This window comes from Agrobacterium tumefaciens, assembly GCF_009649785.1.
Classification (GTDB): Bacteria; Pseudomonadota; Alphaproteobacteria; order Rhizobiales; family Rhizobiaceae; genus Agrobacterium; species Agrobacterium tumefaciens.
In genome coordinates, this window is sequence record NZ_WJOK01000005.1 from 182,073 (window position 1) to 196,870 (window position 14,798).

Below are 14,798 nucleotides of genomic sequence, written 5' to 3' on the forward strand. Positions count from 1 at the left end.
GACCCAACAGGGTCACGCTCTTAACAGCATAGCCTACGGATTCCTATGCGGCCGGCTTGCTTTCCGACCACACACATCGACCCGAAATCAAAAATGATATTCGGGAGGCCCGATGTGCGACGTCAAAGGCTCACCGCATCAATGCAGCGTGTCTTCCGGCATTTCCGGCGTCGCCCACATTTTTTCAATGTTGTAGAAGACACGGATTTCCGGACGGAACACATGAACGATGATATCGCCGGTATCGATCAGCACCCAATCTCCGGTCTCGAGACCTTCGACGCGGGCGCTTCCAAACCCTTCATCCTTCATATCCTTGAGAAGATGCTCGCAGATCGCCGAGACATGCCTGTTCGATCGCCCGGAGACCACCACCATGTAGTCCGCAAGCGCCGATTTTCCGGCAATGTCGAGAGATACGATATCTTCAGCCTTGGAGTCCTCGAGGCTCGCGAGGACGGTTTCGAGGGCGTGGTCGGCGGCATCGGCGCCACTGTCCTGACCCTTCGGGATAGCAACAAATGCTCTTCCCTTGGCGTGTACTGTTGTCAGAGGTTTTCCCTTTCCAAGAATGACAAAACAGGCACTGGCGACGCGAATCTGTGCGTCACCAGATTAAGGTGGCACCAAAGCATTAACTTTTCAAGATATGGAGCCTTCAACGGCTGTCGCATACATCATTTGTGATTATTGCGGAGCGCCGTCGAACTGAGCGTGGAACGCGGACCATGGATAAAGACCCAGGCAGGCGCCTTTTTTTTCCACAAAACACCCGCATCATCCTCATCGATCCGCGCCTGGCTATAGGCCTGCGCCATGGTGGAGGAGAGGTAGGAGAGGGTGGAACCCGGCCGGTCGATCACCGCAATCGGAAAGGTCTCGGCGATCCTTCGCCATTGTTGCCAGCGATGGAAGCTTTTCAGATTGTCGGCTCCCATGATCCAAATGAAGCGAACATGCGGATTTTTTGCTTTCACCTTGGCAAGCGTATTGGCCGTGTAGCTGATCCCCAGCGATTTTTCAAAAGCTGTCACCTTGATGCGGGGATCGCTGACCAGCCTTTCGCAGGCAGCGATACGATCCTCCAGAGATGCCAGCTCCGAGCGGCTTTTCAGCGGATTGCCTGGCGTCACCATCCACCAGAGCTGGTCTAGACCCAGCCTGCGAAGCGCTATTTCGGCAACAAGGGCATGGCCGGCATGCGGCGGATTGAAGGAGCCGCCAAACAGCCCGACGACCATGCCGCGCTCCACATGCGGCATGGTGAGATAACGTCTGTCGAGGCGTGTTTCGACCAGCAACTATCAGGTCCGCGTCTGACCGGTGCCATGCACGCGGTATTTGAACGAGGTGAGCTGCTCGACACCAACCGGGCCGCGTGCATGCATCTTGCCCGTGGCGATGCCGATTTCCGCACCCATTCCGAATTCACCGCCATCGGCAAATTGCGTGGAAGCGTTATGCAGCAGAATGGCCGAATCGAGTTCGTTGAAGAAACGCTCGACCACCCCTGGGTCCTCGGCGATCACCGCCTCCGTGTGGTTGGACGAATAGGTGCTGATGTGCTCGATCGCGCCGGAAATACCGTCCACGACAGCAACCGAAATGATCGCATCGAGATATTCGGTGCGCCAGTCATCTTCCGTTGCGGCTTTCAAGCCCTCGACAACATTACGCACGGCCTGCGAACCGCGTACTTCACAACCGGCCTCGATCAGGCCCTTGACGAGCGGTTCAAGATGCGTGGCAACAACAGCGACATCCACCAGCAGCGTTTCCGCCGCGCCGCAAATGCCGGTGCGGCGCATCTTGGCATTCACGACGATGCGTTTCGCCATGTCGAGATCGGCCGATCCGTCGACATAGATATGGCAAATACCTTCCAGATGCGCAAAGACCGGCACACGCGCCTCGGACTGCACCCGCGCAACCAGGCTTTTGCCTCCGCGCGGCACAATCACGTCAACCGCGCCATTCAATCCACCAAGAAGCGCGCCCACGGCAGCGCGGTCGGTGACCGGCACCAGCTGAATGGCATGCTCGGGAAGGCCGGCGATCTTCAGGCCCTCGACGAGGCAGGCATGGATAGCACGCGATGAATGTTGCGAATCCGAGCCGCCGCGCAGGATGACCGCATTGCCCGCCTTGAGGCAGAGCGCGCCGGCATCTGCAGTCACATTCGGGCGGCTTTCGTAAATCACGCCGATGACGCCAAGCGGCGTGCGCACGCGCTCGATCTTCAGACCGTTCGGGCGATCCCAGGCGGCAATAACTTCGCCAACCGGATCAGGCAGCGCGGCAACCGAGCGGATGCCTTCGGCGATGCCGGCGATCCGCGCATCTTCAAGCGTAAGCCTGTCGATGAAGGAAGCGGCAAGGCCGCTATTATCCGCCGCCGCCAGATCTTTCCTGTTGGCGGCAAGGATCGTTTCCCTCGACGCCTCGATGGCGGACGCCATGGCGAGAAGCGCACGGTTTTTCTGATCCGTACCTGCGATGGACAACGGTCGCGAAGCAGATTTTGCCTGTGCACCGATGGTCATCATCAGTGCATCAATATCATGGCTCTGCTTCACGGCCTGTTCAGGCATGGACCTCATCCTTTTCAGTATTTTTAACTTTCACGGCGGCACCCGTCATTACCAGATCGTCGCGATGGATCATCGCCGCACGCCCCACATAGCCAAGTATCGCCTCGATCTCGTTGGACTTGTGACCGATGATAAGACGCGCCTCTTCCGCATCGTAGCCTGCAAGGCCGCGCGCGACCTCTCGGCCTTCAACGCCGATAATGGCAATCGCATCGCCGCGCCCAAAATTGCCCTTCACCACCCGCACGCCCGCGGGAAGCAGGCTTTTACCGGCATAGAGCGCTTTTTCCGCACCCGCATCCACATGAATCTCACCTGCCGGCTGCAACTGACCGGCAATCCAGGTCTTTCGCGCCGTCACCGGTGTGCCTGATGGCGCAAACCACGAGGAGCGGGCGCCGTTTTCGATGGCCTTCAACGGATTGAGCGTCTTGCCGGAAGCGATGATCATGCCGCAGCCTGCAGCGGTCGCGATCTTGCCAGCATCGATCTTGGTGCGCATGCCGCCGCGTGAAAGCTCGGAAGCCGCACCGCCTGCCATGGCCTCAATCTCGGGCGTAATATCTGCAATCGTCTCAAGGAACTTCGCATCCGGATCAAGATGCGGCGGAGCCGTGTAAAGCCCGTCAATATCAGACAGCAATACCAGAAGATCGGCACCGGTCATGGTGGCCACGCGGGCGGCCAGACGGTCATTGTCGCCGTAGCGGATTTCGGTGGTTGCCACCGTGTCGTTTTCATTGATGATCGGAATGGCACCGATCTTCAGCAGCTGGTTGATGGTGGCGCGCGCATTGAGGTAACGGCGGCGCTCCTCGGTGTCGGACAGCGTCAGCAGAATCTGGCCAGCGACGATCTCATGCCGCGACAGGCTTTCCGACCAAGCCCGCGCCAGAGCGATCTGGCCGACGGCCGCCGCTGCCTGACTTTCCTCCAGCTTTAATGCGCCGGAGGGCAGACCGAGCACCGTGCGGCCGAGCGCGATGGCGCCAGAAGACACCACCTGAACATCTGCGCCGTTTTTCTTCAGCGCAGCGATGTCCTCGCAAATGGCGTCGAGCCAATCTTTCTTCAGCCCGCTTTTCCGGTCCACCAGAAGTGCCGAACCGATCTTGATAACGATCCGGTGGTGGCTACCCAGCGGTTTGCGGGTGAGGCTCATAGGCGATCGTCCTCTTCCTCGGCCTCGCTATCCACAGGCATTGAGCGGTCGGGAAGGGCGGTCTCGCCGCCATTGCTTGCCGAGACGATGATATCGCGAAGGGCGCGCAGCGCCTCCGTCATACCGATGTGGGCAGCGGCAGACAGAAGGAGCGGAGGACGGCCGCAGGCCTTTTCCAGTTCCTTTGCCTTCTTTTTCAGTTCTTTTTCGTCCAGCACGTCGATCTGCGAAAGCGCCACGATTTCTGGCTTGTCGGTCAGCCCGCCACCATAGGCATCCAGTTCGGCCTTAACAGTCTTATAGGCCTGCCCGACCTTTTCTTCCTGAGCGGAGACGAGATGCAGAAGCACACGGGTGCGCTCCACGTGGCCGAGGAAACGGTCGCCGATGCCAACACCCTCATGCGCGCCTTCGATCAGGCCGGGAATATCGGCCAGCACGAATTCACGGCCATCGATGGTCGCAACGCCGAGGTTCGGATGCAGGGTCGTGAAAGGATAATTGGCGATCTTCGGCCGCGCGCGCGTCACGGTCGCGAGGAATGTCGACTTACCTGCATTCGGCAGACCAACGAGACCGGCGTCAGCGATCAGCTTCAGGCGAAGCCAGAGCGTCTTTTCTTCGCCCGCAAGGCCCGGATTGGCATGGGTCGGCGCCTGATTGGTCGAAGACTTGAAATAGGCGTTGCCGAAACCGCCGTTACCGCCAGCGGCAAGACGAAAACGCTGGCCTTCCTTTGTCAGGTCGACGATCAGCGTCTCGTTGTCTTCCTCGAAAATCTGCGTGCCGACAGGCACTTTCAGAACCACGTCGGAACCCTTGGCGCCGGTGCGGGTCTTACCCATGCCGTGCTGTCCGATCGAGGCCTTGAAATGCTGCTGGAAGCGGAAGTCGATCAGCGTGTTGAGACCGTTGACCACCTCGATCCAGACGTCGCCGCCGCGTCCGCCATCGCCGCCATCAGGGCCGCCGAACTCGATGAATTTTTCGCGCCGGAAGGAAACGGCGCCCGCGCCGCCATCACCGGACTTGATATAGATTTTTGCTTCATCGAGAAATTTCATCGGACTGCCGTTCTGTCGGTTTGCGGGCACATCAGCTCAAGGCGTTGTGCCAAACAAAAATATCGTCGTTTCGAATACAAGCGCTTCTCCACAAGGTCAAAGACTATCGTGCGGGAAGCGCCTGCGTGAGACAAGGCCGGTTTGCGGAAACCGGCCTTGTTTTGATTGTCAGCGGTGCTGCTGAACGAAATCCTCAGCCGTGATCGCCGTATCGATATGCGCCACCATCGCAGCACGCGCCGTGGCGTAAATCTGGTGGCAGCCGGTCACCCGGAAGCCCAGTTTTTCCTGCACGCGCAGCGAAGCCGGATTATCCGCAAACACACCGGAATGGAGAACCACACCGGGCATGCGGCGGAAGAACCGCTCGACCACGGCGGCCACCGCCTCGGTCATATAACCCTTGCCCCAGTAGAACCGGTTCAGCCAGTAGCCGAGATGCCACTCGCCGTGCCGCAATTCGACCGAGACGACGCCGATGAGTGTATCGTCACCGCTTGTGATGGCGAAATCCCAATCGGGCAGGGTGCCTGAAGTACGCAGGACCAGCCATTCCAGCGCATCCTGTCGATGATACGGCGCGGGAACACGGGCAAGCATCCTGGTCACGGCAAAATCGCCAAGCGATTCCGCAATGCTGCCAGCATCGGAAAGCCGCTGCGGACGCAGCACCAGACGCGACGTCTCGATGACCGGGCAGGGGCCGGGCGGCGCGACCGTCGCAGTTGCCCGGTGACGGGTAAGCTCGATCGTGCTCATCCCATGTCCCCCCAGCTCTTTAGCGAAACCCAGGTCTTGCGGTCCAGCCTGTACCATTCTACCGGTACCATGCCGCCCAATGCCAGCGAACCGACCATGCCGGAGCCCTGGAACTGGAAACCGCACTTCTGGATGACCCGGCGCGAGGGGATGTTGGTGACCCGGCAGCGGGCATCGATCTGGTCGATTTCACGCGTGCGGAAGGCCATGTCGATCAGCGCATGCGTGGCTTCGGTCATGTAGCCCCGGTTCCAGTAGGGTTCCCCCAGCCAGTAACCGATTTCCAGCGTCTTTTCGTCTTCCTGCGGCTCAAGCGCGCAGCAACCCAGAAACTCGCCATTGTCCATGCGGGTAATCGCATAGACGCACTTGCCGATCTCGCCAGCATTGGTGCGTCGCACGAAGTCCGCGGCGTCTTTGGCCGTGTACGGGTGCGGCATACGCGACACCATGGTCGCGATATTGGCATTGTTGGCAAGATGGGCAAGGGCGTCGATGTCTTCTTCGTGAGGCTTGCGTAAAACCAGCCTCTGCGACAGTAAAACGGGGCAATCGCTCCTCGACCGATCGGGCCTCGGCCGCTCTTCGGGTGACCGTGATTGGTCAACCCTCAACAATTCAGCTTGCATGGTTCAGTCCCTCCTGGGGGTTAAAGAAAAAGGGGAGTTGGGTGGTACCCCATCTCCCCTGTTTTCTTGACTGAACCTGATACGTCTCAGCCGGGTCGATGGGACACCGGCTGCATATGACGCTTACCGGCTTATTCTGCGGCTTCCGCTTTCGGGGCCACGGATACGAATACGCGGCCGTTGGCCTTCGTACGGAAGTTCACGTTACCTGCGGTCAGTGCGAAAATCGTGTGGTCCTTGCCGATGCCAACGTTGGCGCCCGGATGCCACTGGGTTCCGCGCTGACGCAGAATAATGTTGCCTGGAATGACAGCTTCGCCGCCGAACTTCTTTACGCCAAGGCGCTTGGATTCGGAATCGCGACCGTTACGCGATGAACCGCCAGCTTTTTTGTGTGCCATTGGAGTTCTCCTTTAAACCTTGTTTCCCGTGTCGCGCCTATCAGGCAGCAACGATGTCCGTGATGCGGACGACAGTGTGATGCTGACGATGGCCGCGCGAACGCTTGGAGTTCTGACGACGACGCTTCTTGAAGGCGATGACCTTCTTGCCGCGATTGTGCTCGACAACTTCAGCCTTGACGATGGCACCCTTGACAAAGGGAGCACCGAACTGAGCGTCGGCGCCTTCGCCGATCACGAGAACTTCGGTGAATTCTACGGTTGCGCCTGCCTCTGCTTCCAGCTTTTCGATGGTCAGCACGGCATCGGCCGCTACGCGGTACTGCTTACCGCCGGTCTTGATGACTGCGAACATTTGTTATCCTTTCATGTTCGTTCCGGCTCTGCCCGCAAAGCAAGCTGGCCGTCTTTTTATCAGTCGGAGTAGCGGAAATCCGTCAGGACTGAATGCCCTTTTGAAAGTCTGCCGGTGAAGCCGCCTTTGAAGGGCGGAATAAACAGAAGGCGCAATACGCCATCAATTTGGGTGCGAATTACGCGAGACATCAGTTTATGTCAAGATGACGGATGTTTGAAAAGTAACTCTAACGCCAAGAATTTCATGCTTTTTTGGCAAGCGAAGCAGTCAGGTCTCGAAATTTGCGCAGCAAGTGTTTATATGGGCCTTCAACAAGGAGCAGAAATGGCCCGCATAGACCAGACCGACGATTGGCGGGACCGCCATGCGCCGACACTTTCCGCCTTCGAGTCGCTTGCGATCGAGGCATATGGCCACCTGCCAGAAGAATTCCGTGCATTGACCAAGGATCTCGTCATCGAGATCTCTGATTTCCCAACAGACGAAGTGTTCGAGGACATGGCGCTCGAAACACCGTTCGACTTGCTGGGATTGTTCGAGGGGCGCGGTATCTCCGAACGTTTCACCATGGAAACCGGCGAGATGGTGAACCGCATCACGCTTTATCGCCGCCCCATTCTCGACTACTGGGCCGAGAATGAGGAAACGCTAGGCGACATCATCACCCATGTCCTCATCCACGAGATCGGCCATCACTTCGGCCTGTCGGATGACGACATGGAGCGGATCGAAGAAAGCGCCGACGAGGCCGCGGCGGAGCGCTGAGCCCGCCGGCAGCCACTCCTCTTATTGCTCGCCGAGCTTCATATCCGGGTGGTATTCCTTGCCCTCGACCACCTTGGTCACGGCCTGGCCGCAATGCATGACGCCGCTTGCGGCGTTGAAGGCGTAGCTGGGTGAACCGGCAAGTTCCCACCCCTTGTTCAGAGCTTCGGTGACCCGGTGACAGAACTTCGCGTCATCGGGACCTGTAATGAAACGATAGACCTTCACGTCTTTTGCGCCTTTCGTTGTGCGATGATATCGGCCATGGCGACCAGCCTTTCGGCTTGGCTAACATGCAGCCGTTCGATCATCCGCCCGTTCATGTTGATGACGTTCAATTCCACAGATTCGGGTTTTGCGAAAGCGTCAATAATCACCCTGGCTTCAGCGACAGCGGCCTCATCGGGGCCGAAGTGACGATTGGCGGGCTCGATCTGGGCCGGGTGGATCAGCATCTTGCCATCGAAGCCCATGGCGTGGCCCTGCTCGCACTCGGTGCCAAAAGCCGCGATATCGCGAAAATCATTCGACACGCTATCGATGACATCAAGCCCATAGGCGCGGGCGGCAAGCACCACCTGCATCATCCATGGCACGAGGTAGGTTCGCCCGGGCACGGAAGGAACCCGTGTCTCCTTGCGCAGATCGTTGAGTCCGAGGACGAAAGCGGCAAGCCGTCCATCCGGCGTATGGGCAGCGTCAGCAATGGACGCTGCGTTCAACACACCGAGCGGCGTCTCGATCATCGCCCAGATTTTCAAGCCCTGGGGCGCATCGGCCTCCGCCAGAAGATCGGCCACATCGTTAATATCGGCGGGCTGCTCTACCTTCGGTAATAATACCGCATCCGGCCGGCAGGAAAGCACGAGCTTTAAATCCTCCATACCATCCGGCGTTGACAGCGGATTGATACGGATAATGATCTCGCGTCCCGCAAAGTGCGCATCCGAAAACAGCCTGCCCAGATTCTCTCGCGCTTCGCCCTTCACATCGGGTGCAACGGAATCCTCCAGATCGAGAATAACCCCATCGCAATCGAGATCGCGGATTTTTTCGAGCGCCCTGACATTGATTGCCGGAACCGACAGCAGCGAACGGCGCGGTCTCACAGGAATATTTTCGAAAAAATTAGTCATGCCGCACTTGTGTCAAGCTTTTGTGACATCTGCAACACCACAATCCACTGAATCCTCTTGCAAGCCGGAAGAAGAAGGCCCACATTCGTCTGGAAAGAAAGGTTGAATCATGCAAGGCATCCGTTCATTTTTCATTGCCGCATCCGGCATCGCACTTCTGGCTTTGGTGGCTCTTTTTACCGCCTCGCTTACGGTCGCTTTTATCGGCGTGCTCGCCGTTCTCAGCGCTGCCCGTCTGCTTTCGGCGCGTATGAAGCCGGCACCCATTCCGGTCAAGCCCCGCAACCAGCGCGACATGCGCGTCTGGAACGACGGCAAAGGCACGATCATCGATCTCTGAGATCGTTAATCCTGCCAAAATGCGAGAACGCTGCACGCGGCGTACCGAAGAATGCGGGTTTGCGCTTCTAAAGCGATCCGTTTTGCAGTATTTCCCGACAGAAAATATCCGGCGGGCGTCAGTCCTCGCCGGATTTTGTGACCAGGGAAACACGGGAAGCGACAGATGGAAAAATTCACCAAGCTGACGGGCGTTGCTGCGCCCATGCCGGTCGTCAATATCGACACCGATATGATCATTCCCAAAGACTATCTTAAGACCATCAAGCGCACGGGTCTTGGCACCGGCCTTTTTGCCGAGTCGCGTTATCTCGAAGATGGCTCGCCCAATCCAGATTTTGTGCTGAACAAGCCCGCTTACCAGAACGCCCAGATCCTCGTCGCGGGCGATAATTTTGGCTGCGGCTCTTCGCGCGAACATGCACCATGGGCGCTTCTCGATTTCGGCATCCGCTGCGTGATCTCCACCAGCTTCGCCGATATCTTTTATAACAACTGTTTCAAGAACGGCATTCTGCCTGTCGTCGTCAGCCCCGAGAATCTCGAAAAGCTGTTGGACGACGCCTCGCGCGGCTCGAACGCCGTTCTGTCCATCGATCTGGAACGTCAGGAAATCAGCGGCCCTGATGGCGGCACGATCACCTTCGAGATCGATGAATTCAAGCGCCATTGCATGCTGAACGGCCTCGACGACATCGGCCTGACACTGGAGCATTCCGGCGCCATCGACACGTTCGAAAAGGCAACTGCCTCGGTCCGCCCCTGGGCCTGACCGCACTTCTATCCTCTTTTAAAAGCCGATCCCGTACAAAACCGTACCGGATCGGCTTTTGCTTTGCTTGAAATGCCGTTGAGGCGGGGATAAGAAGCCCCCGATCCCGTTCGGCTGGCGATGTGACTTGTGAGGCGGCAGGACGGAAACGAGTTTGACGCCGCGCTCGCCGCAATCGAAAACCCTTCATGATGGTTTCCGGCGCGCCGCCCAAGGAGGGTTCTCATGACAGTCCGCACGCTTTTCCTTCTGCCCGGTGACGGTATCGGCCCCGAGGCCATGGCCGAAGTCCGCAAACTGATCGACTATATGAACAGCGCGAAAAATGCCGGCTTCACCACGCAGGAAGGTCTGGTCGGCGGCTCCGCTTATGATGCCCATGGCGTCGCGATTTCCGACGCAGATATGGAAAAGGCCCTTGCCGCCGATGCGATCCTGTTTGGCGCCGTGGGCGGCCCGAAGTGGGATGGCGTTCCCTACGAACACCGCCCGGAAGCCGGCCTGCTTCGCCTGCGCAAGGATCTCGAACTTTTCGCCAACCTGCGCCCCGCCATCTGCTACCCGGCACTTGCCGAAGCCTCCTCACTGAAGCCGGAGCTGGTAGAGGGTCTCGATATCCTCATCGTCCGCGAATTGACGGGCGGTGTCTATTTCGGCGAGCCCAAGCAGATCATCGACCTCGGCAACGGCCAGAAGCGCGGTATCGACACGCAGATCTACGACACCTTCGAGATCGAGCGCATCGCCAGCGTCGCTTTCGAACTGGCACGCACACGCGACAACCGCGTCTGCTCCATGGAGAAGCGCAACGTCATGAAGTCTGGCGTTTTGTGGAACCAGGTCGTCACCGAAACCCACGCTGCGAAATACAAGGACGTTCAGCTGGAGCATATGCTGGCCGATGCCGGCGGCATGCAGCTGGTGCGCAAGCCCAAACAGTTCGACGTGATCGTGACCGACAACCTCTTCGGCGACATGCTTTCCGACGTCGCTGCCATGCTGACGGGCTCGCTCGGCATGCTGCCGTCGGCATCGCTTGGTGCACCAGATGCCAAGACCGGCAAGCGCAAGGCCATGTACGAGCCGGTGCACGGTTCGGCACCTGACATTGCCGGCAAGGGCATCGCCAACCCCATTGCCATGATCGCGTCATTCGCCATGTGCCTGCGCTATTCGTTCAATATGGTTGATGAGGCAACGAAGCTCGAAACTGCAATTGCGAACGTGCTCGACAAGGGCATCCGCACCGCCGACATCATGTCCGACGGTTCCCGTCAGGTCAGCACCTCCGAAATGGGTGACGCGGTTCTCGCAGAATTCAAGGCGCTTTCGGCGTAACGCTGACGGCAACCGGTTGGGCAGGCGGCACGGTCGCTTGCCCATCTTCCTTTGGCAAAAGATGTTCATATCTTTTGTCAGTCAGCGTCTTCAAAAAGGCGACGATGGCGTCCACACGCTTGTCGTCCAGCGCCGGTGCGGAAGTCAGCTCTGTCATAGCGATATTATCAGGCACTTCCGGCGCATCCCAGGTTTTACCCGTTTCAGGGTTGATCTGCCGGCTGGGTTTCTTGCTTTTGTATTTCACGTAAAACAGCACCACCGTGCGCAGATCCTTAAACACGCCATTGTGCATGTAGGGACCAGTGACGGCGACGTTGCGAAGAGTAGGCACCTTGAACTTGCCGCGCTGAGCCGGATCGCCGGCCACGGCGGGATTTTGCGCCAATCCGAGATCGACCGCATCCGGCTTGGAGCCGTTGGCTGCCCTGACCGACGTGTTGGCCGGAACACCGATGTTGAAATATTTGTGGTTGGTGAAGAGGCCGTCTTCCAAACCCTTGGCGCCACGGATTTCATGGCAGGTATTGCAATTGGTGAACTGTGTCGAGGAGATCAGAACCCGGCCCAGCTCCTCCTGATCGGTCAGCTTTTCTTCGCCGCGCAGGAAACGGTCATACCTGGAATCGAAGGTGGAGAATTCATCGGAACGCTCGAAGCTCGCCAGCGCCTTGGTCATCGCAGCAAAGGCGCCTTCGTCACTCTGGAAAACATCGCTGCCGAACTGTGTGCCGAACGCCGCAACATAATCAGGGTTTTCCTTCAGCCGTTTGACGACAGAGGCTTTATCCGGCATGCCCATTTCGATCGGGTTGAGCGGTGGTCCACCCGCCTGGTCTTCCAGCAGGGAGGCACGACCATCCCAGAATTGCCCGCCGACATACTCTCCCGCAGCGTTCCTGCCGAATGGCGGCGTGAACCGGGCATAGGCTGCAGTCGGCGCATTGCGGTCGCCCAGCGAAATCCCGTCATCGCCGAGAGAGACGTCCCGCCCGACCTTGTCGCTTTCGCGCGCATCGGAAAAACCCGCCGCCTGCATATGGCAGGTGGAACACGCCATCGTCCGGTTCATGGAGAGATTGGCATCATCGAACAGCGCCGCGCCGAGTTTTTCAAGCGTTGCATAATCTTCGCCGCCATGAGCCCGCATTTGACCAGCACCGATCTCGAGCGGAACCGGTATCATGGCCACGGCAAGGGCGGCAGAAATGAATAGGCGCAGTCTTTTCATTGAAATAGCGTTTCGGAAACTCGGGACGACAGTGGCTATATAGCACTTACCTATCGCACCAGACTACAAACTTTCTCAGCCCGCTCCACTTTGACGCAACCCCGCATCCGGACGCCAAATTGCTTACCCGGCTTTGGCTATCGCGTGGAAGAAAGTGCCTGAAACAAGACCCCGCCTGCCACCGGAGGGGCCGAGCGGACGACCCTGTCCGTCAGCGATCTGAGCGAAAGGCTCATCGTGACCCGGATCGATAACACGCGCATAGTGAAACTCGTGGCCGCGCAGAACTTCGCCCGCTTTGCCCAGCGGCCCATCTGCCACGATTGCAGCCTGCCGGTAACCGAGGTTCATCTTGCGCGTGGCGAAACTGGTGGCATGTGACAGAAGCCCGGTCATGGCATGGGTGACACCATCGGCATCTTCCAGCGCCGCTCCCAAAACCATATAGCCGCCGCACTCGCCATGCACCGGCTTCGTCTCGGCAAAACGGACAATCCCCGCTTTAAACCCGGCAGCATCGGTAAGCCTTTCAGCGTAAAGTTCGGGATAACCACCTGGCAGCCAGCAAATGTCGCAGGTCTCATCGGGCGCCTCGTCGGCCAGCGGTGAGAAGGGCACGATCTCCGCCCCCGCTGCATGCCAGTGGTTCTTGAGGTGCGGATAAAGAAAGGTGAAAGCCGCGTCGTCTGCAAGCGCGATGCGCTGGCCGGGCGGCGCAATCGCTGCCTCCACCGAGCCGGAGGGCACATCTACAGGCGCAGCGAGCGAAAGCAAGGCATCGAGATCAATGGACCTTTCCATCGCATCCGCCAGCCGTTCTATATGCGCGTCGATTTCCGGATGTTCGCTGGCCTGCACCAGCCCCAGATGCCGTTCCGGCAGGATGAGTGACGGATCACGCATGACGCATCCTGCGACAGGCAGACCGATTTTTTCGATGGCCTCCGTGCACAGCGTCCGGTGTCTTTCGCTGCCGGCGCGGTTCAGCACCACCGCCGCCATGGTGACAACAGGATCATAGTGGGCAAAACCATAGGCAACAGCAGCGGCTGTCTGCGATTGACCCGACACATCCAACACCAGCAGCACGGGAATGCCGAACAGCCGGGCCAGATCCGCCGCAGAACCGGTGCGGTTTTCCGCCACGGGGATACCGTCGAACAGGCCCATGGCGCTTTCGATCAAAACGAGGTCAGCACCATCAGCCTGCTGCAACAGCAGGTGTCGAAGCAATTCCGGCTGCATGGCCCAGCTGTCGAGATTGAGGCCGGATGTGCCGGTGGCGAAGGCATGGAAGCCGGGGTCGATATAATCCGGCCCCGTCTTGATGCCGCGCACCTTTATGCCGCGCCGGGCAAAGGCCCTGAGCAAGCCGATTGTTACGCTGGTCTTGCCGGATCCAGAGCGCGGTGCGCCGATGATGATCGCCCGTGTGGTCATAAGGTCGGCACCCCAAGTCGGTCGCGCATCGAAACGATCTCGCCAATAACGATCAGCGCCGGCGCCTCGAATTTTTCCCGTTTTGCATCGTCAGCTATGCTTTCCAGTGTGCCGATGAAAATCCGTTCTTGCGCGGTCGTTGCCGACATGATGACGGCGACCGGCGTCTTGCCCGAACGACCGCCCTGCATCAGAAGACCGGCGATCGAGCCTATGTTCTTAAGCCCCATATAAACGACGATGGGTTCCTGTGTCTTCGCCAATTCCAGCCAATCCAGATCCTCTTCGGTCCCGGCGGCATGGCCGGTGGCAAGCGTGACAGCGCGGCTGATACCGCGCATGGTGGCGGGAATGCGCGCTGAAGCAAGGGCTGCAAGCGACGAGGTCATGCCCGGCAAGATACGAAATGAGATGCCGGCGCGGACAAGCGCCTCCGCCTCTTCGCCGCCACGCCCGAAAATAAACGGATCGCCACCCTTAAGCCGCAACACCTTCTTACCCTGTCGGGCGAGATCAATCAGGGAGGCGGTGATGTCGTCCTGTGTTGCCGACGGCTTGCCGCCGCGCTTGCCGGCAAACACGATTTCAGCCTGGGGCCCGAGGGAAACGACATCGTCGCTCACCAGCGCGTCGCGCACGATCACATCGGCCTGCGAAAGCGCGAGCGCCACTTCGAGCGTCAGATAACGCACATCGCCCGGACCCGCGCCTGCGAGCCAGACATGCCCGTCCTCAAAGACCGGACCTTTTGCGGCGATGCTGTTCAAAACCTGCGCTATCGACATTCTTCTCGGCTGCTTTTTTAACGATGAC

At 58.8% G+C, this 14,798-nt stretch carries 17 protein-coding genes and 1 pseudogene; 4 read left to right on the forward strand and 14 right to left on the reverse strand.

Annotated features, from left to right (window positions below; translation table 11 throughout):
* Positions 1-138 precede the first annotated feature (138 nt).
* From rsfS to rplU, 9 genes and pseudogenes are all read right to left on the reverse strand, one after another.
* A pseudogene (rsfS, locus tag GH784_RS07440) lies at positions 139-583 on the reverse strand (ribosome silencing factor).
* 94 nt (positions 584-677) lie between these two features.
* Positions 678-1,262, reverse strand: coding sequence for a nicotinate-nucleotide adenylyltransferase (locus tag GH784_RS07445; RefSeq protein ID WP_083211690.1), 585 nt, complete (start codon positions 1,260-1,262; stop codon positions 678-680).
* Between the two features lie 42 nt (positions 1,263-1,304).
* Complete coding sequence (locus tag GH784_RS07450) at positions 1,305-2,591, reverse strand: glutamate-5-semialdehyde dehydrogenase (RefSeq protein WP_065705109.1); 1,287 nt, start codon at positions 2,589-2,591, stop codon at positions 1,305-1,307.
* Positions 2,584-3,753, reverse strand: coding sequence for a glutamate 5-kinase (proB, locus tag GH784_RS07455; RefSeq protein WP_003516458.1), 1,170 nt, complete (start codon positions 3,751-3,753; stop codon positions 2,584-2,586). Before proB ends, GH784_RS07450 begins: the two co-directional genes overlap by 8 nt.
* Positions 3,750-4,817, reverse strand: a complete 1,068-nt coding sequence (obgE, locus tag GH784_RS07460; protein ID WP_003516456.1) for a GTPase ObgE — start codon at positions 4,815-4,817, stop codon at positions 3,750-3,752. Before obgE ends, proB begins: the two co-directional genes overlap by 4 nt.
* A 168-nt stretch (positions 4,818-4,985) precedes the next feature.
* Positions 4,986-5,576: a GNAT family N-acetyltransferase gene (locus GH784_RS07465; protein WP_065662945.1), complete on the reverse strand. Its 591-nt coding sequence runs from the start codon at positions 5,574-5,576 to the stop codon at positions 4,986-4,988.
* Entirely contained in the window at positions 5,573-6,205 is a 633-nt protein-coding gene (locus tag GH784_RS07470; protein WP_003516453.1) for a GNAT family N-acetyltransferase, read from the reverse strand. Before GH784_RS07470 ends, GH784_RS07465 begins: the two co-directional genes overlap by 4 nt.
* A 131-nt stretch (positions 6,206-6,336) precedes the next feature.
* Positions 6,337-6,606: a 50S ribosomal protein L27 gene (gene rpmA / locus GH784_RS07475; RefSeq protein WP_003492686.1), complete on the reverse strand. Its 270-nt coding sequence runs from the start codon at positions 6,604-6,606 to the stop codon at positions 6,337-6,339.
* Positions 6,607-6,646: 40 nt separating this feature from the next.
* Complete coding sequence (gene rplU / locus GH784_RS07480; RefSeq protein ID WP_003516451.1) at positions 6,647-6,961, reverse strand: 50S ribosomal protein L21; 315 nt, start codon at positions 6,959-6,961, stop codon at positions 6,647-6,649.
* Between the two features lie 327 nt (positions 6,962-7,288).
* Between rplU and GH784_RS07485 the strand changes: the two genes are divergently transcribed.
* The gene (locus GH784_RS07485) at positions 7,289-7,729 is read left to right on the forward strand and encodes a metallopeptidase family protein (RefSeq protein ID WP_003516449.1); all 441 of its coding nucleotides are present in this window, start codon (positions 7,289-7,291) and stop codon (positions 7,727-7,729) included.
* 21 nt (positions 7,730-7,750) lie between these two features.
* Here the strand turns inward: GH784_RS07485 and GH784_RS07490 are convergent, their stop codons facing one another.
* Positions 7,751-7,957 carry a DUF1737 domain-containing protein gene (locus GH784_RS07490; protein WP_003505258.1) on the reverse strand — a complete coding sequence of 69 codons (207 nt, stop codon included), beginning with the start codon at positions 7,955-7,957 and terminating at the stop codon, positions 7,751-7,753.
* Positions 7,954-8,865 carry an HpcH/HpaI aldolase/citrate lyase family protein gene (locus GH784_RS07495; RefSeq protein WP_065705106.1) on the reverse strand — a complete coding sequence of 304 codons (912 nt, stop codon included), beginning with the start codon at positions 8,863-8,865 and terminating at the stop codon, positions 7,954-7,956. Before GH784_RS07495 ends, GH784_RS07490 begins: the two co-directional genes overlap by 4 nt.
* 109 nt (positions 8,866-8,974) lie before the next feature.
* Here GH784_RS07495 and GH784_RS07500 point away from each other — a divergent pair, with 109 nt between their 5' ends.
* The 3 genes from GH784_RS07500 to leuB all read left to right on the forward strand — a co-directional run bounded on the left by GH784_RS07500 (position 8,975) and on the right by leuB (position 11,314).
* Complete coding sequence (locus tag GH784_RS07500) at positions 8,975-9,205, forward strand: hypothetical protein (protein WP_003516445.1); 231 nt, start codon at positions 8,975-8,977, stop codon at positions 9,203-9,205.
* Positions 9,206-9,370: 165 nt separating this feature from the next.
* Complete coding sequence (gene leuD / locus GH784_RS07505) at positions 9,371-9,976, forward strand: 3-isopropylmalate dehydratase small subunit (RefSeq protein WP_065705105.1); 606 nt, start codon at positions 9,371-9,373, stop codon at positions 9,974-9,976.
* A 225-nt stretch (positions 9,977-10,201) separates the two neighbouring features.
* The gene (gene leuB / locus GH784_RS07510; protein ID WP_003516442.1) at positions 10,202-11,314 is read left to right on the forward strand and encodes a 3-isopropylmalate dehydrogenase; all 1,113 of its coding nucleotides are present in this window, start codon (positions 10,202-10,204) and stop codon (positions 11,312-11,314) included.
* On the opposite strand, the gene GH784_RS07515 is transcribed toward leuB, so the two are convergent.
* The 3 genes from GH784_RS07515 to cobA form a co-directional block, all read right to left on the reverse strand.
* Positions 11,295-12,545 carry a cytochrome-c peroxidase gene (locus GH784_RS07515; protein WP_065705103.1) on the reverse strand — a complete coding sequence of 417 codons (1,251 nt, stop codon included), beginning with the start codon at positions 12,543-12,545 and terminating at the stop codon, positions 11,295-11,297. The genes leuB and GH784_RS07515 overlap by 20 nt on opposite strands.
* 123 nt (positions 12,546-12,668) lie before the next feature.
* Positions 12,669-13,985 carry a cobyrinate a,c-diamide synthase gene (locus GH784_RS07520; RefSeq protein ID WP_065705101.1) on the reverse strand — a complete coding sequence of 439 codons (1,317 nt, stop codon included), beginning with the start codon at positions 13,983-13,985 and terminating at the stop codon, positions 12,669-12,671.
* Complete coding sequence (gene cobA / locus GH784_RS07525; RefSeq protein ID WP_153793304.1) at positions 13,982-14,770, reverse strand: uroporphyrinogen-III C-methyltransferase; 789 nt, start codon at positions 14,768-14,770, stop codon at positions 13,982-13,984. Before cobA ends, GH784_RS07520 begins: the two co-directional genes overlap by 4 nt.
* Positions 14,771-14,798 lie beyond the last annotated feature (28 nt).